Source organism: Paenibacillus sp. RS8 (assembly GCF_041956825.1).
GTDB lineage: Bacteria > Bacillota > Bacilli > Paenibacillales > Paenibacillaceae > Paenibacillus_AQ.
In genome coordinates this window covers 6,890,781-6,914,302 of sequence record NZ_CP168131.1, presented here as the reverse complement: position 1 = coordinate 6,914,302, position 23,522 = coordinate 6,890,781, and the positions used below count along the sequence as shown (strand labels likewise).

The following is a 23,522-nucleotide window of genomic DNA, read 5'->3' as shown; positions in this document are numbered from 1 at the left end:
AGAGTCATTTGAGTCCGATGGTTGCCTCGGAAACGCAAATGTGACCTAAAGACGAAAAAGCCCCAGCAGCCATTGGCTGCTGGGGCTTTCTTTTAAAGTGCAACTAGATGTTGTTCGAAGAACGCAGATCCTCAAGCACTCGGCTTAGAATCGTTGCTGCTTGTCCACGAGTCAGAGTACCTTGCGGATTGAAGTTGTAAGCAGTAACACCTTTTAGATAACCTTTGCTTACAGCATAGGCTACGGCGTTACGTGCTTCCGCAGCGATGCTGTCGGCATCCTTAAAGCTTAAAGGTATCTTGGCTACTGTAAGATCAGCACCAAGGGCCTTAGCGATGATAAGAGCTGCTTCCTCGCGAGTTAGCACATCACGAGATCCACTTTCTTTGATGCGAGTACTCCATGTGTCACCTTTTCCAAGTAGACGGTCGAAGAGTGTCAGAAGCTCTGCCTGATTTAAGGTGTCGGCAGGCTTAAAGCTGCCGTCGGCTCCTTTGCCAGCAATGATACCATGAGCAGCAAGGACCTCGATATCGGTTTGAGCCCAGTGTGTGCCAATATCCTTAAAGCTTATATTTCTGGATGCTGCGCTGTAAGAACCATCACCAGTAACGCTAAACTGAAGAATACCATCTTTAGTGATAAAACCAGGTTGCAGGTAGGACCATTTACGATCTTTTGATTCTACATAAGCGGCAGTCTTTCGAGCATCATGAAGACTGGCGGCTTTTAGATTAAGCTGAAGGATGATCGGCTTTCCGGTTGTCCAACCATTTCTGATGGTGAGAATGGAAGAACCGATATTTAATGCTGCTGAGCTACCTGCTAAAACTGCTGTGTTGCCCGCATCGGTCAGACTAATCGTAAGGGTTAAGCCGTTGCTGTTGATGAAATCCGGAAGTGTCGCCGCTGGAATGAGTACATTGAATCCACTACCATTTAGGCGGAGTGCATTCTCCGATTTCTTTAACTGCTCGGCTTGGGCCGGGGTAAGAGTAACAACAACTTGGCTATATTTATTGAAGCTTACATCGCTAAGATCAAGTACAGAAGTTTTATCTTTTGCATTCTGGATCGAATTTGCTAATACAGTGTCTAAGATGTTGAACACCGCTGAAGACTTGCCACCTGCTGGATCTGCAGTCTCTACTAGCTTCCCAGATTTCAATGCGATTCCAGAAGCGGGAGCACTAGTTGCCGTAGGTACATTCGAATAAGGTGTTGGCTTCGGTGTTTCAGGTGTGTTAACAGTTACGCTTACTGTTCTCAAACCAGATGGGATTGTTGATGTTGTAGCATCATTCCAGACCTGTACATCGTACAGCTCCAAGTCGTATTTTCCCGCTTTAGATGGTTTGAAGGTTATTTTGCCTAGTGAGCCGGAGCCGTGATAAGCACCACCTGACAGATTAACACTATACTGTGTCAGTTTGCGGCCGTCTCCTAGCTTATAGGTTTCTGAGAATTCTGTAAGTGGAACACCATAGAAATTCTCCTCTTGATACGTTGCCAGTTGTACGCTTGGCTGGATCGCTGGTGTTTCGAGAGAACCATCGTAGATGACAGCGAATGAAGCCCCATAGACGCCATAAACCTCATCAGTCACGGAATACCCTAGATCAACGGTTACCGGCTGTCCCAAATCAATAGTGGGTGCAGATAGAGACGGATTTACATTGAAAATACCATCCCCTGTGCTATAAAGAAGTCGCTGAGCATAATCATCGTCGTCTGCGCCATTACCTACTTTATCAACCACATAGATTTTGTACTCATTAAGCCCTTCGTTAACCGGAACGTCAATGGAAAAAGCACCATTACCTGCAATTACTCCACCGAATTTATAAGTGTTTCCATCATAATGTTTACCTTCGGCGTACACGGTAAACCAGTTTCCAATAGGTTGTGTATTAGAAATATAATAGGCCATTAGGTCATCATCAATGAACCCACTAATTTCTGCCGCACCAGGATCGGTTGGCGCCTCACGTTCGTACTCCTCAAGTGTGATGCCGGAAACTAATGGCTTCTCGGTATCAATTGTGAACTTGATCTTTTGTGTCTCAAGTTGTTGTCCATTGGGAAGCACAGGAGTGATGTAGTAGTGACCATCTGGTAAAGTGGACTTGGCGGAGGTCTCCAGGTCTGTTAACGTTCCATCCCAATTTGTAATTTCGTACACGCCACGATAGACCTTTTCATCATCAGAATAAACTGCACCTAAAACTGTCGCAGGAGCATCTATTGAAGAGGCTACAAAACTTATGCCATCCAGTTCTTCATTGACAGAGAAGGTAAAGGTGGTATCGTCTAAGCGTCCATCCCCATTAGGAGAAATCTGTGGATCTTCAAAAGAAAGTTGATTAACAGGCGCTAAATTGAATTTATCGCCAACAAGTGCATTAAAGGGAAGACGAAGAGTTTCTGTATCAGAGGTTAGGAACAGGATGCCTTCATATGCACCGTCTTTTGCCGTAGCAGATACCTTCAGTTTAAATTGTGCATATTGGTCTACACCGGAGGTAACACTCTTTGGTGCAATTTCAATACTAATGTCTCCAGGTGCTTCAGTAAGCCATTCGGTGGACAGCGTGTAGGTTGATCCAATCCCCTTAAAGTCTTCTACATACACTGATTTCGTTACGCTAGCTCCTTTTGGAAGCAGGCCAAAGGACAAGGAGCCTGTGTAATAAGGGATTTCTACAGTACCTGGAAGACCACTAATTAAGCTCTCCCCGACTTTAGCAATAGATTCAGCCTTTGCTGATTTCTCCAAATTAATTAATCCGGCACCTTGTTGATACAAAGAGTAAGCATCTCCATTACGCTTAAAGATAGGATCCGCATTGTTCATCAGCAGTGCTTTAATTTCATTTGGCTTAAGGTTAGAGTTTTCACTCAGTAGCAAAGCGACAGCTCCTACAACATGTGGGGTTGCCATACTGGTTCCGCTTTTTAAGCCATAAGCATGTTCGTAATCCCCAGTCCAGCTAGGAATCGTCGAGTTGATATTGACCCCTGGCGCAACAACATCAGGTTTGATTAGATAATCCGGCATCCCAGGACCCACAGAGCTAAAATTAGCTAACTGATTTACTTCAAGCGCTATATAGTAACTGATTATATCTTTAGCAGCAGCCAATTGAGCTTTTATATTATCTCCATCCGCTTGACTAATTCCATAGGTAGGAATGTAATCTCCAGGCGCGCCAAGGGTAGGGGTAATTACACCGGGTTCATTATTAGCAATCAATAGTAGCTTAGCACCAGCCGCTTTGGCATGAAGAGATTTGTCTAAAAAGCTCAGTGAGCCTCGATCGACAAGCACTACCTTATCTTTAACATCCAGATTTTTGTAATCGGCAGCACTCCCAAGCTTAGCGTAAGCAATTTTACTGCCGGCAATGTTTTCAATTAATTCCGGGGAGTAGCTGGCTAATGTCCCTGGGATTTTTTTAACATCGCCAATATCAAAGAATGGGGTATTCACTGGGGTAGTAGAAGCACCTACACTAAGTGCAAGTTGCGATCCAGCAGGTTCGCCTAATGTTCCTACATCCGGTCCAGCGTTACCGGCGGCAACAACAACATTTACGCCCGATTTTATGGCGTTGTCTATCGCGATTGAACTTGCGGAATAACTTTGGTTGACATCAGAGCCCAGGGAAAGGTTAATGATATCGGCTCCATCAGCGACCGCTTTCTCAATACCCGCGATTACAACCGCTGTTGGACCGGAACCGTAAGGGCCAAGTACGCGATATGCGTACAAATCCACCTCAGGTGCAACATCTAATATTGTACCGGCTACATGAGTGCCATGCGAGGTCTCATATGGGCTACCATTTTTTGGAGGGAAGTTAGCGTCAGGAGGTGTTTCTGACGGATCATTATCCTGATCGTAGGCATCGTACCCCCCCTTATAATTATCCTTTAATAAAGGGTGATTTTTATCGATGCCAGTATCGACAACCGCTACCTGTACCCCTTCTCCTGTGTAACCTAATGCATGTAGTTTATCTGCACCTATAAGATTGCCGCTGTCCGAGTAAGAACGTGTAACAGGCAAAGTTGCTACCTCAACACTGTCTGCTAACGCATGGACTTCATCATTTGGATAAACAGCTGCAACGCCCGGAAGCTCTAACAGCTTGTTAACTTGATTGGCTGGCAGAGTAATGGAATATCCGTTAAAAATTTCACTGTATTCAAAACCGATGTCGGCATCTATTTTCTGCGCTGAGGAAATAAAGCTTTTATGCTCGGAGATAATTTTACTGCGTTGTAAGGAGACTGAGGATCGCAAAGAAGAAGTTTTAGCCTCATTTTCATACACACTGACTGGTTTATTAGTTAATTCCACAATTACGGATACTGGTGCTGAACCTTTGAGCACACCCGCGTAGTTATGAGGGGTCACACTTTGAGACTGTACATTATTAACTAGGTTAGTTGATGATTCAAGGGATGAGTTCGCAAATGCAGCGGATGGAAAAAGGACAGAAACAGCCAGTCCGAAGCTCGCCGCCCCAATACCAAATCTTTGAATAGAGTGTTTAAAGGTACGTTTCAAATAAGTTCATCCTCCCAAAATGAATTTTTATATTGCAGTGTGTATCTGTAATTCTCCTCCTCAACATAAAATGTAAAAAATTATGAAAATTAAATTTATTCTACAGCTATAACTTCAAATCGAATATACAACTTTAGTACTATATTGCAGGGAAGAATTGAAGAAAATGTCGAATTCCTAGTAGATTAGTGGAATATGAGAAAAAAAAGGCATAAAACAAGCGAAAGGAAGACAATATAAAGGAATGCAACAGATATCTGAATTTCAAGCGAGAGCGGGGATAAGATGTCGGAAAGATCTATTTTGGCTTATTTTAAAAGTCCTGAGGAAGCAGAGGGTGTTGCTCGTAAGCTCCGTGCACTTCGGGCCATTGAAATCTCCATTGATCGCTTCAGTAGATATGGAGGCACGAGCTTTAGCTCAGGGGTAAATCCAGTGACAGGCAATGTTGCCAGAATGGACTCCCTGACTGCTGAGCGTGCACACACAGGTATACTAGCTGCTGCGGATACCAGCGCGAGCGGGATGAGTCATGGCGGAGATGGAGGACCGACGGGTAGAGATATTTTACTTACGGTGATCTTGCATTCAGAGTCCCATGATCAGGCATTACGCTTAATTGAAGAAGCGGGCGGGATGATTTGAATAATTACTTCATTAATAAGACGAAGGGAGAATAACGATACTATGGATAGAGAGAACTCACAAATATTCTCAAAGACCGAGAAGATGAAAATGCTGTACGAGGCGAAGGCAGAAGACGTGGAATTCTCAGCAGCTGAGGCTGATTTAGAGGATATCGAAGCACAGGCTCGAGCGCTGGAAGCAGACAAACGTCAGCTGCATGAAATTATGAAAAAAGAATAGGAACTAAGTTAAGAAAGATACCTCACATTGTGGGGTATTTTTGCGTTCTGGTGTGTATAATTAGGAGAATAGCCCAAGCTGGAGGGGAAATATGGATAACGTTATTTTGTGGACCGGATTAGCGCTGCTTATCGCATGCTTAACTATTATGAATCAGAAGCAACTCTATTCTTCAAAAGTTAAACAAGCTTACCGTGAACTGCGGGAGCTGACTGAAAAAGTTCGGTTGGAGCGATCTGAGGCAAGCGATTTATACCGTTGGGAAGTAGAATTAGCCGAGATGGAGAAACACCCGAGCGAACTTAATAAACTGGATGCCGAGATTGGGCTTCGTCAGGCCTTTGTGATGTATCTGGAACGACATAGTCCACTGGATGCAAGACTCCCTAGTTTAAAAGAAGCCGCAGCTCATCAAAAGGATTCAGTGTGGGGAATCAAGATGGGGGATTACGGGTCCAAGAAATAAAGAAATGTACATATAAGAGATCACTTTCCTGGAGTCTTTTTTAGTCACGAATTCAATTTATTTTAATAACAATCATGTATTTCTCTCTGCGGAATAAGAGCGTATAATTGTTGAAATATACTTCAAGATGACGCGAATAACATATAGATATCCAGGAGGAATTATTATATGGGAATGGTATATTCTCAAGGAGTTACCGATGAGCTTGTCGTCCGGTCTTTAGAAAGAAATTTAGCTATAATAAGGTTCGATCTTGATCGACGAGTGGCTTATGTAAATGACGTTTTTGCTAGTTCGATGGGGTATAACAAAGAAGAGATGTATGGGATGCATCATAAACAGTTTTGCTTTTATCACTTTGTAAATAGTCCAGGCTATGAATTGTTCTGGCAGGATCTTTTTTCAGGAAAAAGTTTTCAGGATAAAATTGAACGTATGGATGCAAAAGGAAATGTGGTTTGGCTGGAAGCTACCTATATGCCTGTCTTTGATGAAAATAATGAACAAGTCATTGGCGTATCTAAGATTGCGACTAATATCACGGATCGACAAAATAACATGAGTGTCGTGGTACAGCGGATGCAAGAGATGTCTGACAGCTTAAATCAAAGAGCCGAGAAAGGCATTGAACGTAGTCAGGAACTATTGCAGAGCGTCGACAAAATTGCTGAAGTATCAATCGAAAATACACAGACCCTAGCTAATCTGGAGACACAAGCGGTATCGATTCAGGGGATTGTACAAACTATTCGTAATATTGCTTCGCAAACGCAACTATTAGCGCTTAATGCAGCTATTGAAGCGGCACATGCCGGGGAGTTTGGGCGAGGTTTTGACGTGGTTGCTAAAGAAGTGCGAAAGCTATCCTCCATGGTGCAGGATTCGATCATTCAAGTAAAAGATAGTGTGGATGCCATCACGCTGGAAATCGATAAAATCTCCAAAGGAACAAACCAGGTACAAGAAAATATAGAAGATAGTCAACAGCAGATTCAAATAGCATTAGATGATTTTAAGAATATTTCTTCCTCAGCCCAGGATTTAGATACACAAGCACGAGAGGTTATGAATATTATTTAATTTTTGTAGGCTGTTAGTGGCAAATATAAAGGAAAGCCAGTTCTCAGATTTATGGGGAGTGGCTTTTTGCTTTATGAGTACAGTTGAGATCTTCCATCTTTTATTACCAGCCTCTATAGTTTATGCTCAGAAAAACGAACCTTTTCCAAAGACTGGTTGTCATATAGATATCACAGAAAGAAAGGAGGGTGCAAGATTTGGAGACTAACCGAGAGTTATTCGAAGCCTACAATAAGGATGTATATCGGACCTGCTACTATATGGTGCATGACGCGGCTGATGCGGAGGACTTGACGCAGGATGTGTTCATTACCGTATTTCACACGAATCGTGAGAACGTAGAGCATTTGAAGGCCTGGATTATGAAAATAACGGTCAACCATTGCCTGAATCATTTGAAACGGAAGCGTACTTTACAACAAAAAATCTCAGACAATCTTTATTTATTTAAGAAGTCTCCTGAAATCCCTGTAGAACGATTGATTGAACAACGGGAGACGACCATGGAATGGGCGAAATATTTGAGTCAGCTCCCTGTCAAACTTCGGATGGTGATTACACTTAGGTACATGCATGATTTCAGCTTAGCTGAAGTTTCGGATCTGCTATCCATCCCGCTCGGGACGACCAAATCAAGGCTGCATAAAGGGTTAAAGGTATTGCGGAGAATTTTGCTGGAGGCTGGGGTTCAAATTGAACGGAAAGAGGGCGAATCTTATGAAAAAGTTGGAGAATATGCTGGAGCATCAGTTAAATGAGGGTCAAAGTGTAACATATCCTGATTTTGAAAGCATGTGGGAGAGAATTGAACATAACACTACAACCTCTTTTCACGCCAGGATGAGTAGCAGTAACCAGAAACGGGGGAGAAACTGGAGTAAAATAGCACTTGTCTCATCGTTCTCAGTAGTTCTAGCGGCGGCGCCGGTGTATGCGGCAGTTCATTATAACTGGGATACAATGCTCCATGGAAGAGGTGGAATTCAAGCCGTTCTGGCACAAAATCTCGGCCAAAAGCTGGATCAATCGATAACGAAGGGTGGAGTAACATTAAAGCTACATACAGCCATCGTGGATGAGAATCGGACGGTCATCTTATTCACATTGGATGTTGGACAACGACAGGACAATGAAATTTGGCGTGTGAATGAGATGACGCTAAAAGGAACTGAGGGGGCGAACAGCTCTGAAGCGTACAACTATCTGAACTGGGACGAGAAAAACCAAATTTATAACGGTTATTTCGAAAGTGAATGGACACCCAAACGGGACACCGTGAATGTGGAGCTGGTTGCGGATAATCTGAATGCCTTTAGCACGCAGGAGTTAGATTTACCTCTGGATCTCCATTCGCAGGAGAAGCAGAAGTTTCCTATTGGACAGGATGGAATGCGCAGCATAGAGGTGAAGCCTTTTATTCAAGGACAAGAAAAAATGCTATTCTCTTCAGCGATCATTTTTGATCAGCCGGAAGCCAAAGGCTGGGCTTATCCAAATATTGTCGGGTACAAAAACGGAACGCTTATAAACTCACTGCCTGGAGGTACTTTCGGTACACCAGGAGAAAAAGGGGAGTATACAGCGCAGCAATACTTTAAAGCGGAGGATGTTTCCGGCGGTCAAATGACTTATAAGCTGCAATATATGAAGAAAGAAAAAGATGTTAATGGACCACTTTCATTCGATCTTCAATTAAGCAAAAAACAGATGGAAAGCGGGACGATAAAAACGAGTCTTAATCTGCCGCTTGAGGTAGGTGAAACTGATTATACACTTGAGAATATGATTGTGTCGCCTACTCAAATTCGAGTCACTGTTAGAAGTAAAAATATAGACAATAGCTTCCCTTATAAAAAGTATGCTCTTGAAGTAGCTGGCAAGACGCTTGAGGGGAATTTATGGAGATCTCCAGAAGGTGAGCCAGAGCTGACAGTGCTTCGTTTCGAACGGCCAGTTGACCTTGAAATAACGCAAGAGACTCCGATTACCTTTGTAGCTAAATATAAGGTGACTCAGCATGGCAGCTATAAAATTACCAATAATAATGATGACAAAACACCGCTGCTTTTAACGAATATCTCTCAAAAGAAACAGACGATTATCCAGCAACTCAGCGGGTATCCGGTGAAATGGACATACTATATGCAGGGATCCGATCTTTACGTAGAAACTGGGAGTGAAGATGCACGCTTCGGTGGAATTAACCAGACACATATCGGGCTGGGTAAAGAGCGCATTCTAGGTAAACCGATAACCGTCAATTTCGCGGGGGATGGAAACAATAAGGCCATTGATGTGTATAAGGATTTTAAAGGTACAGAAGCTACTATATATATGTTCTACTACACAACTGATGATCCGGATAAAGAATCGAGAGTGCAGATCCAGCCTTAAGAGGTAGGCAATACGTAAGCGTATAGAAAATAGAATAACTTTTTTAGGGGATGAACCTTGTGTTCTTCCCTTTTTTTCGTATACAGTGAGTAGACGTTGTAAAGGTTCAGCTATGAATAATTAAAGGGGGGAAAAATGATGGAAGTCACTCGCTGTGCTTGGGTCAATGATGATCCTCTATATATTGCCTATCATGATGAAGAGTGGGGAAAGCCTCTGTATGGTGACCAAAAGCTGTTTGAATTGCTGATGCTGGAAGGGATGCAGGCAGGGCTGAGCTGGTACACGGTACTAAAAAAACGGGCGCGTTTCAGAGAAGTATTTGACGGATTTGATCCAAATAAGATTGTTCATTATGATGAAACCAAAATTGCAGAGCTAATGAGTGATCCAGGGATTATTAGAAATCGATTGAAAATTGATGCTATCATCCGTAATGCGGGTGTGTATTTGCAAATTTGCGAGGAATATGGCAGCTTTGCAGAGTATCTCTGGAGCTTTGTCGGAGGTGTGCCAACTATTAATCATTGGAAGACTCGTGCAGATGTACCTGCTTCGACGGCTCAGTCTGATGAGATGAGTAAGGCATTAAAGAAGAAAGGCATGAAGTTTGTGGGTACTACAATATGTTATGCTTTTATGCAGGCATCGGGGATGGTGGATGACCATTCGCTCAACTGCTTTTGTAGGCGTAAAGAGGATGTCGCAGGTCGTTGAGCTGTAGTTTGGCGTTACACCAATAAGAAATGTTATACTATGAAGCGAATGCTTTCGAAGCGAGTTTTGCACGAAGTAAACCAACGAAGCAAATGCATAAAACTAAGCCTATGCTTTCGAAGTCAGTTTTGCACGAAGTAAATCAATGAAGCAAATGCTCACAAAACTTTTAGGAGGATTACATAAAGATGTTATGGCATGAAGTGACGATACATACAACAGAAGAAGCACAGGAAATGATTTCGAATTTTTTATATGAAGCTGGTGCGGGTGGGGTCTCTATTGAGGAATCCGGCACACTGAATAAAGAACGGGATACACGCTACGGTGAATTGTACGACCAACCTTTGAATGATATTCCAGAAGGGGAAGCGGTCATAAAAGGGTATTATGCCGATTCCACAGATATGGATGCTGTTATAGAAGAATTGACTCCACGGGTAGCCGAATTGAGTGAATACGGGATTAATCCAGGGAAAGCGTTGATCTCTTGGAAGACTGTGGATGAAGACGAATGGGCGCATGCTTGGAAGCAATATTTCAAACCGCTGCGGGTATCGGAGCGTCTCACGATTAAACCAACCTGGGAGGAGTATACGCCTGAGAACCCAGATGAAGCCATCATTGAAATCGACCCTGGCATGGCATTTGGAACCGGGACTCACCCTACAACAGCTCTGTGCCTCCGTGCACTTGAAAAGAACATTAGCGGCGGTGAAGAAGTTATCGATGTCGGCACCGGTTCAGGAATTCTGGCTGTAGGCGCGATGCTGCTAGGTGCAAAATCCGTATTGGCCTTAGATTTGGATCCGGTGGCTGTGGAAAGTGCACGGGAGAATGTAGCCCTTAACAAGCTTGAATCATCCATAACGGTAAAAGAGAGCGATCTTCTATCACTGCTGGGCGGGGAAGGCGTAGCTGATACAGCGGCTGGAGAGATGTGGCCATCCGCTAGACCTGGTCACTCACTAGAAGGAACCGTTCCTGCTAAGCAAGGACAAGAAAGCAGCCTTGGCGTGACATTGCCTGTACAAATTGTAGTTGCGAATATTTTGGCGGAAATCATCGTATTGTTTACGGATGATGTATACCGCGCGCTTCAACCTGGGGGTCTGTACATTACCTCTGGTATTTACAAGGATAAAGAAGGACTTGTGGCGAACGCGCTGAAAGCGTCTGGCTTTGAGATTATTGAAATATCCCGTGAGGAAGATTGGGTGGCGTTTACAGCCGGAAAGAGGTAAAGATGGATATATTACAAAATATAATTCGAGTAGATTTAGATCAGCTTCCTTTCCTGCTGATTACGATTTTAATTGCTTTTACAGTACATGAATTCAGTCATGCTTATTTCGCAAATAAGTTTGGTGACCCAACAGCAAGATTACTTGGCCGTATGACGCTTAATCCTGCTGTTCATTTCGATTTCTTTGGTATTTTGCTCCTGCTAGTTGCCGGCTTCGGTTGGGCACGTCCGGTTCCGGTAAACCGCGATAACTTTAGTCATCCTCGTCTCATGGGAGTCATCGTGTCGGCTGCGGGACCAATCAGTAACCTGCTCTTAGGAATTATTGGTGCTATAATATACGGTGCACTTGCGGCAACTGGAGTTCTAGATAATATCTCGAATGATCGCATGCTCGAGGCTGTATACTTATTCTTTGGCACCTTCATTCAATGGAACTTCTTTCTGTTTCTGTTCAATCTTATTCCGCTGCCGCCACTGGATGGCTATCGGATTGTGGAAGATATCGCCCCACGTTCGATCCGCGGCAAATTACAGCAGTTTGAACAATGGGCTGTATTCCTCTTTTTATTGATTCTGTTTATTCCTGGGCTACGGACGTATACGATTGATCCGCTAGCAATCTGGGCTAGTGAAATGTCGAGAACATTTGTACAGCTGTCACTAAGAATTTTTGGCAGCTAAGGCAAGGAATGAAGTCTGTTCAACCTTTGTCAAACATTGTATTATGTAATTTGATCAAAATTTGATAGTTGATTTTCGCCTGAGCCATATTTATATTTCTTGAAGAAACGGGTGACGTCCTTATAAGGGCGACTAAGCCGTTTCTTCAAATATAATAAGGGATAAGTTTCACGTTATACTTTATTTCTTATATTTTTTGATTAAACGCTTACCGTCCTTATAAGGATGCCGAAGGCGTTTATATTTGTTACTGAATTCAAGAACAGGATGATGATGAGATGCAGCGATATTTCGTTACACCGGAGCAGTTTGGTGCGGATACCGTGAGAATTGATGGGGAAGATGCCCGTCATATTGCTAAAGTGATGCGTGGTAAGGCAGGGGACAAGCTTATTGTGAGCGATGGTGTTTCCCGTGAGGCATTAGTAGAGATTGCGCAGATTGAAATTGGGGAGGTCACTGTGAACATCTTGGAGTCTCTGGAGATGACGCATGAACCTCGAATTAAAATTACAGTAGCTCAGAGCTTGCCTAAGGCTGATAAGATGGAAACGGTCATTCAGAAGTGCACAGAGATTGGTGCTGTGAGCTTTGTTCCTTTTCTGTCAGAGCGCACAATAGTGCAATACGACGAGCGTAAGGAAAGCAAACGACTGGATCGCTGGCGTAAAATTTGTAAGGAAGCTGCCGAACAGGCTCACCGGAATATCGTTCCGGCTGTAGCTTCACCTCTTTCTTGGAAACAGCTCTTGCAGACTTTTAGCGAGTATGATGCCGTTTATTTCTGCTATGAAAAAGAGGAAGGCTTGCAGCTTCGTAGCAGTGTTGCGCCTTGGTTAGCATCGCTCTCGCCAGAGACTGGTGGGAAGGTAATGGTAGTAGTAGGTCCTGAGGGAGGCTTTACGCCGGAGGAATGCCAAAAAGCAGAGGAAGCCGGGGCAGTATCCGTAGGACTAGGTCGGCGTATTCTGCGCTGTGAGACAGCGGGCATGGTTGCCGCTGCTTGTATTTTATATGAATCTGGAGAAATGGGAGGAGCTTAAGAGATGCCATCCGTAGCGTTTTATACTTTAGGTTGTAAAGTGAATTTCTATGATACCGAAGCCATTTGGCAGCTATTTAAAAATGAAGGTTACGAGCAGGTTGATTTCGAGGGTCCCGCCGATGTATATCTGATTAATACTTGTACTGTAACTAACACAGGTGACAAAAAAAGCCGTCAAATGATCCGCCGTGCCGTGCGCCGTAATCCGGAGGCTATCGTAGCCGTAACAGGCTGTTATGCGCAAACTTCGCCTGGGGAGATTCTAGATATTCCCGGAGTCGATCTTGTTATTGGTAACCAGGACCGCGATCAGATTATGACGCATGTGAAGAACATTGAAGCCTCACGCCAGCCGGTTAACGCTGTGCGTAATATTATGAAGACACGTGAGTTCGAAGAGATGGATGTACCAGGCTTTGCGGATCGGACGCGTGCGTTTATGAAGATTCAGGATGGTTGCAACAACTTCTGCACCTTCTGTATCATTCCATGGTCGCGGGGGCTGTCCCGCAGTCGTGATCCCAAAAGCATTGTCGCTCAAGCGCATCAATTGGTAGAAGCAGGATATAAGGAGTTTGTACTTACGGGTATTCATACCGGAGGTTACGGCGATGATCTGGATAATTACCGTCTCTCCGATTTGCTGTGGGATCTAGATAAGGTGGATGGACTGGAACGCGTACGTATCAGTTCTATCGAAGCTAGTCAGATTGATGAGAAGCTGCTTGAGGTGCTGAACCGTTCCTCCAAAATGTGCCGTCATCTGCATATCCCGCTACAAGCCGGACATAATGATGTGCTGAAGGCGATGCGCCGTAAATATACGACCGAAGAGTATTACGCCAAAATGCAATTGATCCGCCAGGCGATGCCAGATGTGGGAATTACCACTGACGTTATCGTTGGATTTCCGGGTGAGACCGATGAGATGTTCCGTGCAGGTTACGATTTCATGAAAGCTATAAATTACTCCGAGATGCATGTATTCCCTTATTCCAAGCGGACAGGTACACCTGCAGCACGGATGGAGAATCAGATCGACGAGGAGATCAAAAATGTACGCGTTCAGGAACTGATTGATCTATCTGAAGAGATGCAATTAGCTTATGCCCGTAAGTTTGTTGGACAGACGCTTAGCGTAATTCCAGAAAGATCAGCCAAGGGTGCGCCGGGTCGCAGTACGCAACATGGTTTCAGTGATAACTATTTACAGGTGTTCTTTGAGGGTGAGGATTCACTTCAAGGCGAACTTTGTGATGTGAAGATCACCGAAGCTGGTGTGAATGAATGCCGAGGCGAATTGATCGGGGTAAGTCAGAGCGGTCTTAAGCAGGCGGTTCGTTAAGGAATAGATGTTAGTTAAAAGACAGCAAAGGAGCAATTCTCCCGTTAATGGAGAATTGCTCTTTTGTGTTTTTGGCGTTGGCTGAGGAATGCAGCCGCATAGCCGAGGCATAGCTGCTATATGAGAAAGGCATAGATCTCTCCTAATCTTGCGGCTCTCTATGGGATTACTAGCATGCTTTTTATCCATTTGAGCATACTTGCGGACTCCAAGGAAAATTTTCTTGGGAAAGTGGTACATAAATTAGCAGTGATTTTACAAAGTAGGCCAAAACTGTGCCCGTATCGCCCGATAGGTGGGAAATGTGAGAAAGAGGTGTATAAATCCCCCAGATAATGCCCGAAAAGTGCGGAATGGCTAAAAGAGGTGTATAAATCCCCCAGATAACGCCCTAATGGCGCGAAACGGCTGAAAGAGGTGTATAAATCCCCCAGATATCGCTCAGAAGGCGCGAAACGGCTGAAAGAGGTGTATAAATCCTCCAGATAATACCCGGAAGGTGCGAAACGGCTGAAAGAGGTGTATAAATCCCCCACATAACGCCCGGAAGGCGCGAAACGACTGAAAGAGGTGTATAAATCCCCCAGATAACACCCGAAAGGTGGGAAATGTGAGAAAGAGGTGTATAAATCCCCCAGATAACGCTCGAATGGCGCGAACCGGCTGAAAGAGGTGTATAAATCCCTCAGATAACGACCGGAAGGTGCGAACCGGCTAAAAGAGGTGTAAAAATCCCCCAAATAACGCCCGAATGGCGCGAAACGGCTAAAAGAGAAGCTCTCGCTTACAATCACAATAAATGACTTGTACTATGTCATCTTTTTAACACTTTTATGGACGAAACTGGCATGATGAATCATGATCCATTACGCAGAAAAGTTGTTTTATACGAAACTTCTGATGTATTTGATGTTTTTATGCCAACAGCGACTAAGGGAGGTTCGATAGTGACCCAAATGGAGTGCATAAAATGCACCCAAAAACCACCAATTAAAGTACTAATAAAACACCAAATAAAACTCCAAATAATGAGCTACTCCAGATAACGAATTCTTACGCGTAGTGCCAAGAAGTAGTCAGATAAGAGATGGTTGCATCAGCTGCCACTGCAATTCATGGCTTTTGGGGTCCCTTGCATGGTCAAAAAACCATCCGCAAAATCATAACTGAAATTACACCTGCCAGTACAGTGCCGAGTAAACTCCGGGTTTTTATCGCGATCCAAAAAGTAGGAATTGCTGCAAAAAGCTCAATATTATTGGCTATAGGTGAGAATTTTCCATCATTCAAGAAGATCTCCTGACCTATTAATGCCGCCATGACAGAGATAGGGACATAATTTAACCAGCGCATTCCCCATTCTGGTAATTCAAAACGGCTTAGAATCATTAATGGAACCACCCTTGGAATGAAGGTCACCAAAGCTGCCCCCAGAATGATCAGCAGAACATCCCATCTTACTTCCATTTTTCAAACACCATCCCTATTGTAGATGCAATAACTGTTGCGATAATCACTCCAACACTACTGGAGAACAGGAAGGAGCTTCCTATAGCTATGATCACTGCAAGGATTGCGACAACTAAATCAAGTCTTATTTTTTTGCGGTCCATCATGGAAATCACAAGGATGCCGATAAACATGGCGGGTAACGCAAACTGCAAACCGAATTGATCCGGATCTGAAATCCACTGGGCCAAAAAAGCACCGGCTATATTTGCAAGAAACCAGTTTAAATAAGCGGTGATATTAAGTCCGTGCATCCATTGTTCACTGATTCGCTCTTTATTCAAGGTTTGATTGATGGCTACACCGAAGGTCTCATCGGTTAATAAAGAACCAACCAGCATATTTCGCAGTGGGGTAAGATGTCGGAAATAAGGTGAAAGAGCTGCGCTGAGCAAAATATGACGAAGATTAACGATAAAAATCGTAATGATAATGGCCGCAGGCGAGCTGCTTACGGCTATCATTCCAGCAGCTATAAACTGAGCTGATCCCGCGTAAAGAATCAGACTGATTAAGGCAATCTCAGCAATGCTGAGTCCGGCAGTCTTTTGAACAACCCCTGCGGCAAGTCCGATGCTCAAATAACCGAGTAGTGTGGGAATGCAATCTTTTACCCCTTTAAGGAAGCCATCTTCCTGTTTTGAAGAAGGGATTGCCTCTAGTTGAACGTTCTCTGAACTCATCGTAACCCCCTTGGTTCAATAAAGAATGTAGTAGCTAGCATATTACTTCCTTATATATTGATCAACCCTTACCTTTTCATCTAGTCTGAAAGTCCTGAATTTGGCTTTATGGAGTTATAGGGTAAACACTTGGTGTACAATTGTCGATATAAGTAAAAGAGTGTGGGTTTAAACCACCAAACGACATTATAGCCTAAGGGAGAGAACAAATGACTGTGTACAGGAAAATGACGAAAATGCTCCTCATCATGATATTGTTAGCTACTGCGGTTTTTCCGGTAAGTGTCTTTGCAGCTACCGGCGACATCAACTCGATCGAATTCGAAAGCTCAGCCAAAGTGCAGCTTACGGTTGGACAAACGCCAAAGCAACTGAAGGTATATGCGAATGTGGAAGGATCCTCCTCCAAAAGAGATGTGACTGGCGCAGTGGTATGGAATTCTTCTAACACTAACGCTGTAAAAGTAGTAAATGGTCTATTGACTCCAATAGATAGCGGGAAAGCTATTATTACAGCTACTTATAATCATGCGTTAGCTACTATTGAAGTAGAGGTTTCACATCCGATCAAAGAATTGAAGCTCGAATATAGCTCCGAGGGGAACTATAAGTTGGGTGATGAAGAGGATAAATTGCTGGTTAAAGCCAATGCAATTGGTGGCGATACAGCGACTTCTGCAAAGGATGTAACGGCTGATACCACTTGGAGCAGCTCCAATACAAGCGTATTAACGATTGCAGAAGGTAAGATTACCCTGGCAGGTGAAGGTACTTCAACCATTACTGCTAAATACAAGGACTTAACAGCAACCTTCAAAGCAGTAGTTAAATTGCCTTATTCCGGGATTGAGATTAAGAATGATGATGATATCCTTGTTAAGGAAATTGAAATGCTCGTTGGCGATAATCCGGTGAAAGTAGCTGCGTATACCAAAGAGACTACAAAATCGATCGCAAATGATATTACCGCGAAAGCGGAATGGTCTTCTTCTAATACAAGTGTTGCTACGGTAGATAAGGGAGAAATTAAAGTCCTATCTGCAGGAAAAGCTGTAATTACAGTAGCTTATCTGGGAATTACACAAACAGTGGATGTATATGTACGTGCTCCTTTTGAGGCATTAATGTTAACCCCATCAGGCGATCAATTCTTGTTCATGGGTGAGAGTTTGAACGTTAAAGCAGAGGTTCGGGATGCTGCGAATTCCACTCCGAATGTATCGGGTAGTGCAGTATGGACTTCAGACAATCAGCTCGCGGTAACGGTTACTGCGGGAAGTGATACTGCAGCAGTCACTGCAAAAGCAGTGGGAACTTCGACTGTTAAAGCAGAACATATGGGCGTTAGTAAGAGCTTTAAAGTAACTGTATATCCAACGATTACAAACCTGGAAGCTGATAAGATGGAGCTGGATATTTTCACAGAGGATTCCGTAAGTTTGCCAAAGGTAAACGGAACCAAGCTGGACGAAACGAAGCTAGATCTCAGTCAAGAAATCGAATGGACTTCTGCCAACGATGAGATCGCCACCATCAAGGACGGCAAGCTTGTTGCTGAAGCAGCTGGTACTGTTAATATTGTCGGCAAAATAAAATCCGAGAACCCTACCTCCTCCAAGGCGGCAATCCGAGATAAAAGTGTTGTAGTGAGTGTTACAGTTAAGGATAAGGTACATATCTTGCTAGGACCAGAGGAGAACTTTGTGGTTGTTACTGGCGAAGAGAAGGCCGTTCCTGAAGTAAAAGCTGTGATGGAAAATGGAAATGAACTCGATGCTACTGGCACTATGGAATGGGAAATTACTGGTACGAATGCAATTATCAAGACAACAGCTTCCGGCAAGGTAATCAAAGGATTGGTAAAGGGCTCTGCAACTTTAAAGGGAACCTACGCTAATAAGACGATCAGCATCCCGGTGACCATTGAACAAAAGGTTACTAAGCTTGTTGTAGAACCAAATGCGATCGAACTGAACATTAAAGGCTCTAAAACTATAAAGGTAACGGCTTACTACTCAAACGGCAAGACGGGGAATATTTCTAGTAGCATGAACTGGGAGTCCTCGAATGAGGCAGTTGCAACGGTTAAAAGTACATCCGTTAAAGCTATAGCTGAAGGAACAGCAACGTTATCAGGTTCTTATCAAGGGATTGCTACTAGTGTCAAAATTAATGTAGTTCCTAAACTAATGAAGTTGACTGTTAACGAAAATAGACTGAAGATGGCTCCGGGAGCTGTGCAGAATGCAGTTGTGACTGCGCAGTATGATACGGGGAAGACGGCCATTGTTACTGGAAGTGCAGCGTGGACCAGCTCTAAGCCTTCTGTAGCAAGAGTATCTGCTAGCGGGCAAATTGTAGCTGTGAGCAAAGGGACGGCATCTATTAAAGGTAAGATTGGCACCAAGACAGTGACGGTAACCGTTACGGTGAAATAGATAGAGCAAGCTATTTGTATTAAAGATCTTGGGGTCTGCAAAGCCAACATCATGTTGCTTTGCAGATTTTTTTATTTTAGTCTATAGTAATTCCGACTATTCCGATGTATAATCACATAAAATAAAGAAGACGCGTTGGGGGAGATGAAAAAGATGGCAAAACAAAAGGTGTTATCGATCAAGACCATTGTAGCGATTGGTATCGGTTCTGCTTTATTCGTTATATTGGGCAGGTTCGGTTCGATTCCATCCGGAATTCCAAACACTAACATTGAAACTACATACGCTTTACTAGCATTGTTCGCACTGTTGTACGGTCCGTTTGCCGGATTACTTATTGGCCTGATCGGCCATACATTGAAGGATGCAATTTTTTACGGTTCCCCTTGGTTCAGTTGGGTGATCGCTTCTGGAATTGTTGGTCTCGTCATTGGTCTGCTGGTGGCTAGAATTGGGATTCATGATGGGGAGTTCGGACGAAAGGAACTGATTCGTTTTAATCTGGCTCAGATTGTAGCGAATGCAATCGCCTGGTTCTTAGTAGCACCTGTACTAGATATTCTAATCTATGCGGAACCAGCGAATAAAGTATTCACTCAAGGACTTATCGCCGGAGCATCCAATATAGTCACTGTGGCAGTGATTGGCTCACTACTTGCAATTGCATATGCTAAGACAAGAACGAAGCAAGGCAGCTTGACCAGAGAAGCCTGAGTAGCATATAATCCAAACCAAAAGCCGGTGGAGATCACCGGCTTTTTTATGGCTATTGAACATCTAATGGTTGTGAATATCTTCAAACGAAGCTAAGAGGAAGGTCAAGGATGAGAAAAGCAGTGATTGAATTTAAGGATTTCAGTTTTCAATATCGAGCACAGCAAGAACCTACACTCACAGGTATCAACTTAACGATTGCCGAAGGGGAAAAGGTGCTTATCGTAGGACCCTCAGGCTCTGGAAAAAGTACGCTGGCTCATTGTATAAACGGACTCATCCCTTTTGCCTATAAAGGTGAAATGTCTGGATCATTGCAAATTATGGGTCAGGAGCAGAAAGAACTAAGTATCGCAGCATTGTCGGATCAGATAGGGACAGTATTGCAAGACCCGGACGGACAGTTTGTGGGATTAACGGTTGGAGAGGACATCGCCTTCAGTCTGGAGAATCAAGCGGTTCAGCAGGCTGAGATGAAAGAAAGAGTAGTAGTTGCGGCAACAGCGGTGGATATCCAAGATTATTTGGGATCTTCACCTCAGGAACTGTCCGGCGGACAGAAGCAGAAAACAACCTTAGCCGGTGTTCTGGTTGGTGATGTGGACATCCTGCTGTTTGATGAGCCTTTGGCAAACTTAGATCCATATACCGGCACAAAAGCGATAGAGCTCATTGACCGAGTGCAAAAAGAGACCGGCAAGACAGTTATTATTATCGAGCACCGACTAGAGGAAGTACTGCACCGTGTGGTGGACCGCATTATTGTGATCCATGACGGACGCGTAGCGGCGGATATGCCTTCCGCTGAGCTGTTAAGCACTGAGCTACTTTCAGAGGTAGGTATTCGGGAACCTCTTTATTTGGCGGCTTTAAAGTATGCAGGTTGTACGATTACATCAGATATGAATCCACAGCATATAAACGATATTCAGTTGGAGGCTTGTTCAAGTAAACTTAAAACCTGGTATGACAACAATAATGCGCGACAGGATAAGGTGGATAGTCCACCTATACTTGAGCTGCGAGATATTTCTTTTGGATACGTGAGAAATCAGCCTGTGCTGCATAAGCTTAACCTTTTCATCAATAAAGGAGAAATGCTTTGTATTGCTGGTCGAAATGGGGCAGGAAAATCCACGGTATCTAAGCTAATCTGTGGATTTTATAAGCCCACCTCCGGATCGATACTGATGAACGGAAGAGACATTGCCAAGGATACGATTAAGGAGCGGGCAGCGCGGATCGGTTTCGTGATGCAGAATCCAAATCATATGATTTCTAAGACGCTCTTATATGATGAGGTTGCGCTAGGCCTTAAGTTACGAGGCGTGTCAGAGGAGCTTATTCGTGAGCGAGTGCATCATGTTTTGAAAATATGCGGTCTATATGCTTTTCGTAGCTGGCCGATCTCGGCGCTCAGCTATGGTCAGAAAAAACGTGTAACTATTGCGTCTATTATGATTCTAGAGCCGGAACTCATCATTTTGGATGAGCCGACTGCAGCTCAGGATTATAGGCACTATAACGAAATGATGGAATTCCTTCTCACGCTGCGGGCGCAGGGAATGACGGTCATTATGATTACGCATGATATGCATCTTATGCTGGAGTATGCTGATAGAGCTGTAGTGTTATCTGATGGAGTGAAGCTTGCGGATGACAGACCAGAGCGAGTATTAACCAATATAGAAGTAGTAAGGAATGCTAACTTAAAGGAAACCTCACTATTTACATTGGCTATGAAGGCCCAATTGGATCAGCCAGAAGAGTTTGTAAGAAGATTTATTGCATATGATAGGAGGAGCCGGGGCGGATGAAGGCCACAATGTTAACTTTTACGAAGCAGGATTCACCTATTCACCGTCTTACAGGCGCCACTAAGCTGATTTTATTTATAGTATGGTCTGTGACAGGGATGATTACATATGATACAAGATGTCTGATAGTGATGCTGCTATTTAGTTTAATTGCCTTTAGAATCTCTAAAGTTCAATTTCAGGATTACGCCTTTGTACTATATTTTATCTTGATATTCTTTATTCTTAATCATATAGCTATCTTTATTTTCTCTCCTTTGGAAGGTGTGAAGGTTTACGGTTCACGTCATGATATTGTTCATCTTGTAGGTCGGTATACCGTTACATGGGAGCAACTATTCTATCAATTAAATATTGCACTTAAATATGCAGTAGTAATTCCTATGGCGTTATTGTTTCTTTTAACCACAAATCCCAGTGAATTCGCAGCATCCTTAAACCGGATTGGTGTGAACTATAAAATCGCATATTCTGTATCGCTCGCGCTGCGGTACATTCCGGATATCCAAAGAGATTATGAGAATATATCGTTCTCTGCTCAGGCACGAGGAATAGACATCTCTCGAAAAGAAAAGCTGCCTAAGCGGCTTAAAAATATCATTTCGATTCTTATGCCCTTGATTCTGACTAGCATTGAGCGAATTGAGAATATTAGTACGGCTATGGAATTACGTGGCTTTGGAACTAAGAGCAAACGGACTTGGTACAGCAGTCGTCCGTTCTCCAAAAACGATTATATTGCCTTGATCTTATTCGCTCTGATCGCAATATCCTCGACAGTAATTACATTTTACGATGGATCGCGGTTTTATAATATTTTCGATTGAAGTATAATAGTACAGTTGTGGAAAGTTTGGGTTTTAGGCGTTACAGTATATCGTTACGATTGAAGACGTTTCTCCAGTCTTGACCATACAGGCAGGTAACATAATGGGAGTGCGATTAGCGAGCATACTACATTAAAAATAGTCTGTGCATGGGCGATTTGTGAGGCGACCCCTCCGCCAATCCATGCAGCAGTTGCTTGTAGGGGCCCGATAAGTGGCAGGAATAACAACGCTCCGCCAATGTTAAGGGCTACATGCGACCAAGCGACGAAGACACCAGATGATGAGCCGCCGATGGAAGCAATGACAGCTGTGACGCAGGTGCCGACGTTAGCACCGAGCACGATGGCTATGCCGAGCTCTGGGGGCATGGCACCCGAGGCAGCAATGCTCATTGCCATGGCAATAACCGCTGCACTGCTATGTAGCAGGGCTGTTAGACAGGCGCCAGCGGCTAGTCCCCACAGGACACTTGTGGCAGCATGATCCAGGAACCAGAGGAATAGGCCACTCTCCTGAAGTGTCCCGCCGATGGACTGCATGACTGCGATTCCCCATAGGACTAGAGCGAATCCTGATACAGCCAGGCTGATGAATTGCAGCGGTTCTGATATTTTCCGGCACAGTACTGCCGCTCGTGACGTATGCGGTAATTCCCCAGCTATAACGGCTGCTGCCCACAGACTCAGCGAGGCAGCCAGCAGTGGGGAGGCCATGGAGTTGATGTGAAGTCCGATCAATTCTGTGGTCAAAGTGGTGCCGATGTTGCTGCCTAAGATAATGCCAAGTGTACGGGCATAGGTGAGCAGGCCGGCATTCACCATGCCGATCGTGAGCACAGTTACAGCCGTGCTGCTCTGAAGCAGGGCTGACAATACACTGCTTGCGATCAAGCCTTTAATAGGTGTAGAGGTAGCCCTATTCAGGCTTGTAGTTAACAGAGGGCCTGCAAGCTTGGACAACGCGGTTTCCATTAGCTTCATGCCAGCCAGAAAAATGACAAGACCATATATGATAGGGAAAAGCAGATCACGGAACATAGGGCATACTCCTTTGGACGAGGGTTGTACACCAATATATGAAAGTAACGTGTAGGACATGTATAAAATCATTTTTA

General features: G+C 43.9%; 19 protein-coding genes. 15 read left to right on the top strand and 4 right to left on the bottom strand.

What is annotated here, in order from left to right:
- Positions 1-103: 103 nt before the first annotated feature.
- Positions 104-4,573, bottom strand: coding sequence for a S8 family serine peptidase (locus tag ACDZ28_RS32355; RefSeq protein WP_375103723.1), 4,470 nt, complete (start codon positions 4,571-4,573; stop codon positions 104-106).
- Positions 4,574-4,858: 285 nt separating this feature from the next.
- Between ACDZ28_RS32355 and ACDZ28_RS32350 the strand changes: the two genes are divergently transcribed.
- The 11 genes from ACDZ28_RS32350 to mtaB all read left to right on the top strand — a co-directional run bounded on the left by ACDZ28_RS32350 (position 4,859) and on the right by mtaB (position 14,417).
- Complete coding sequence (locus ACDZ28_RS32350) at positions 4,859-5,218, top strand: hypothetical protein (RefSeq protein WP_339287725.1); 360 nt, start codon at positions 4,859-4,861, stop codon at positions 5,216-5,218.
- 42 nt (positions 5,219-5,260) lie between these two features.
- Positions 5,261-5,440, top strand: a complete 180-nt coding sequence (locus ACDZ28_RS32345) for a YfhD family protein (protein ID WP_042130382.1) — start codon at positions 5,261-5,263, stop codon at positions 5,438-5,440.
- Positions 5,441-5,531: 91 nt separating this feature from the next.
- Positions 5,532-5,906, top strand: coding sequence for a hypothetical protein (locus ACDZ28_RS32340; protein WP_341114533.1), 375 nt, complete (start codon positions 5,532-5,534; stop codon positions 5,904-5,906).
- 168 nt (positions 5,907-6,074) lie between these two features.
- Entirely contained in the window at positions 6,075-6,986 is a 912-nt protein-coding gene (locus tag ACDZ28_RS32335) for a methyl-accepting chemotaxis protein (RefSeq protein WP_375103722.1), read from the top strand.
- A 197-nt stretch (positions 6,987-7,183) separates the two neighbouring features.
- On the top strand, positions 7,184-7,744 hold the full coding sequence (locus tag ACDZ28_RS32330; RefSeq protein ID WP_076299677.1) for an RNA polymerase sigma factor: 561 nt from the start codon (positions 7,184-7,186) through the stop codon (positions 7,742-7,744).
- Positions 7,704-9,380, top strand: a complete 1,677-nt coding sequence (locus ACDZ28_RS32325; protein ID WP_375103721.1) for a DUF4179 domain-containing protein — start codon at positions 7,704-7,706, stop codon at positions 9,378-9,380. Before ACDZ28_RS32330 ends, ACDZ28_RS32325 begins: the two co-directional genes overlap by 41 nt.
- A 138-nt stretch (positions 9,381-9,518) precedes the next feature.
- On the top strand, positions 9,519-10,097 hold the full coding sequence (locus ACDZ28_RS32320) for a DNA-3-methyladenine glycosylase I (protein WP_375105460.1): 579 nt from the start codon (positions 9,519-9,521) through the stop codon (positions 10,095-10,097).
- A 188-nt stretch (positions 10,098-10,285) separates the two neighbouring features.
- A complete protein-coding gene (gene prmA / locus ACDZ28_RS32315) occupies positions 10,286-11,341 on the top strand; it encodes a 50S ribosomal protein L11 methyltransferase (RefSeq protein WP_375103720.1) in 1,056 nt (351 codons plus the stop codon).
- A 2-nt stretch (positions 11,342-11,343) separates the two neighbouring features.
- Positions 11,344-12,027, top strand: a complete 684-nt coding sequence (locus ACDZ28_RS32310; protein ID WP_375103719.1) for a site-2 protease family protein — start codon at positions 11,344-11,346, stop codon at positions 12,025-12,027.
- A gap of 278 nt (positions 12,028-12,305) precedes the next feature.
- Complete coding sequence (locus ACDZ28_RS32305) at positions 12,306-13,070, top strand: 16S rRNA (uracil(1498)-N(3))-methyltransferase (RefSeq protein WP_042130366.1); 765 nt, start codon at positions 12,306-12,308, stop codon at positions 13,068-13,070.
- Between the two features lie 3 nt (positions 13,071-13,073).
- Entirely contained in the window at positions 13,074-14,417 is a 1,344-nt protein-coding gene (mtaB, locus tag ACDZ28_RS32300; RefSeq protein WP_042130364.1) for a tRNA (N(6)-L-threonylcarbamoyladenosine(37)-C(2))-methylthiotransferase MtaB, read from the top strand.
- Positions 14,418-15,557: 1,140 nt separating this feature from the next.
- On the opposite strand, the gene ACDZ28_RS32295 is transcribed toward mtaB, so the two are convergent.
- Complete coding sequence (locus ACDZ28_RS32295; RefSeq protein ID WP_341114527.1) at positions 15,558-15,884, bottom strand: AzlD domain-containing protein; 327 nt, start codon at positions 15,882-15,884, stop codon at positions 15,558-15,560.
- Positions 15,875-16,609 carry an AzlC family ABC transporter permease gene (locus ACDZ28_RS32290; RefSeq protein WP_341114526.1) on the bottom strand — a complete coding sequence of 245 codons (735 nt, stop codon included), beginning with the start codon at positions 16,607-16,609 and terminating at the stop codon, positions 15,875-15,877. The genes ACDZ28_RS32295 and ACDZ28_RS32290 overlap by 10 nt, the downstream gene beginning before the upstream one ends.
- Before the next feature lie 209 nt (positions 16,610-16,818).
- Between ACDZ28_RS32290 and ACDZ28_RS32285 the strand changes: the two genes are divergently transcribed.
- The 4 genes from ACDZ28_RS32285 (at position 16,819) to ACDZ28_RS32270 (ending at position 22,405) form a co-directional block, all read left to right on the top strand.
- A complete protein-coding gene (locus ACDZ28_RS32285; protein WP_375103718.1) occupies positions 16,819-19,047 on the top strand; it encodes a hypothetical protein in 2,229 nt (742 codons plus the stop codon).
- Positions 19,048-19,191: 144 nt separating this feature from the next.
- Positions 19,192-19,761, top strand: coding sequence for an ECF-type riboflavin transporter substrate-binding protein (locus ACDZ28_RS32280; RefSeq protein WP_375103717.1), 570 nt, complete (start codon positions 19,192-19,194; stop codon positions 19,759-19,761).
- Positions 19,762-19,871: 110 nt separating this feature from the next.
- Positions 19,872-21,578, top strand: a complete 1,707-nt coding sequence (locus ACDZ28_RS32275; RefSeq protein WP_339287709.1) for an ABC transporter ATP-binding protein — start codon at positions 19,872-19,874, stop codon at positions 21,576-21,578.
- Positions 21,575-22,405: an energy-coupling factor transporter transmembrane component T gene (locus tag ACDZ28_RS32270; RefSeq protein ID WP_339287708.1), complete on the top strand. Its 831-nt coding sequence runs from the start codon at positions 21,575-21,577 to the stop codon at positions 22,403-22,405. Before ACDZ28_RS32275 ends, ACDZ28_RS32270 begins: the two co-directional genes overlap by 4 nt.
- A gap of 53 nt (positions 22,406-22,458) precedes the next feature.
- Here ACDZ28_RS32270 and ACDZ28_RS32265 read toward each other — a convergent pair whose 3' ends face one another.
- Positions 22,459-23,445, bottom strand: coding sequence for a Na/Pi symporter (locus tag ACDZ28_RS32265; protein WP_339287707.1), 987 nt, complete (start codon positions 23,443-23,445; stop codon positions 22,459-22,461).
- Positions 23,446-23,522 lie beyond the last annotated feature (77 nt).

Bases quoted from the DNA above. Each gene is read 5' to 3' on its own strand.
- ACDZ28_RS32305 (WP_042130366.1), top strand. From the start codon at position 12,306: ATGCAGCGATATTTCGTTACACCGGAGCAGTTTGGTGCGGATACCGTG.
- ACDZ28_RS32270 (WP_339287708.1), top strand. From the start codon at position 21,575: ATGAAGGCCACAATGTTAACTTTTACGAAGCAGGATTCACCTATTCAC.
- ACDZ28_RS32340 (WP_341114533.1), top strand. From the start codon at position 5,532: ATGGATAACGTTATTTTGTGGACCGGATTAGCGCTGCTTATCGCATGC.
- ACDZ28_RS32320 (WP_375105460.1), top strand. From the start codon at position 9,519: ATGGAAGTCACTCGCTGTGCTTGGGTCAATGATGATCCTCTATATATT.
- ACDZ28_RS32295 (WP_341114527.1), bottom strand. From the start codon at position 15,884: ATGGAAGTAAGATGGGATGTTCTGCTGATCATTCTGGGGGCAGCTTTG.
- ACDZ28_RS32350 (WP_339287725.1), top strand. From the start codon at position 4,859: ATGTCGGAAAGATCTATTTTGGCTTATTTTAAAAGTCCTGAGGAAGCA.
- ACDZ28_RS32310 (WP_375103719.1), top strand. From the start codon at position 11,344: ATGGATATATTACAAAATATAATTCGAGTAGATTTAGATCAGCTTCCT.
- ACDZ28_RS32275 (WP_339287709.1), top strand. From the start codon at position 19,872: ATGAGAAAAGCAGTGATTGAATTTAAGGATTTCAGTTTTCAATATCGA.
- ACDZ28_RS32345 (WP_042130382.1), top strand. From the start codon at position 5,261: ATGGATAGAGAGAACTCACAAATATTCTCAAAGACCGAGAAGATGAAA.
- mtaB (WP_042130364.1), top strand. From the start codon at position 13,074: ATGCCATCCGTAGCGTTTTATACTTTAGGTTGTAAAGTGAATTTCTAT.
- ACDZ28_RS32290 (WP_341114526.1), bottom strand. From the start codon at position 16,609: ATGAGTTCAGAGAACGTTCAACTAGAGGCAATCCCTTCTTCAAAACAG.
- ACDZ28_RS32325 (WP_375103721.1), top strand. From the start codon at position 7,704: ATGAAAAAGTTGGAGAATATGCTGGAGCATCAGTTAAATGAGGGTCAA.
- ACDZ28_RS32285 (WP_375103718.1), top strand. From the start codon at position 16,819: ATGACTGTGTACAGGAAAATGACGAAAATGCTCCTCATCATGATATTG.
- ACDZ28_RS32280 (WP_375103717.1), top strand. From the start codon at position 19,192: ATGAAAAAGATGGCAAAACAAAAGGTGTTATCGATCAAGACCATTGTA.
- ACDZ28_RS32265 (WP_339287707.1), bottom strand. From the start codon at position 23,445: ATGTTCCGTGATCTGCTTTTCCCTATCATATATGGTCTTGTCATTTTT.
- ACDZ28_RS32335 (WP_375103722.1), top strand. From the start codon at position 6,075: ATGGGAATGGTATATTCTCAAGGAGTTACCGATGAGCTTGTCGTCCGG.
- prmA (WP_375103720.1), top strand. From the start codon at position 10,286: ATGTTATGGCATGAAGTGACGATACATACAACAGAAGAAGCACAGGAA.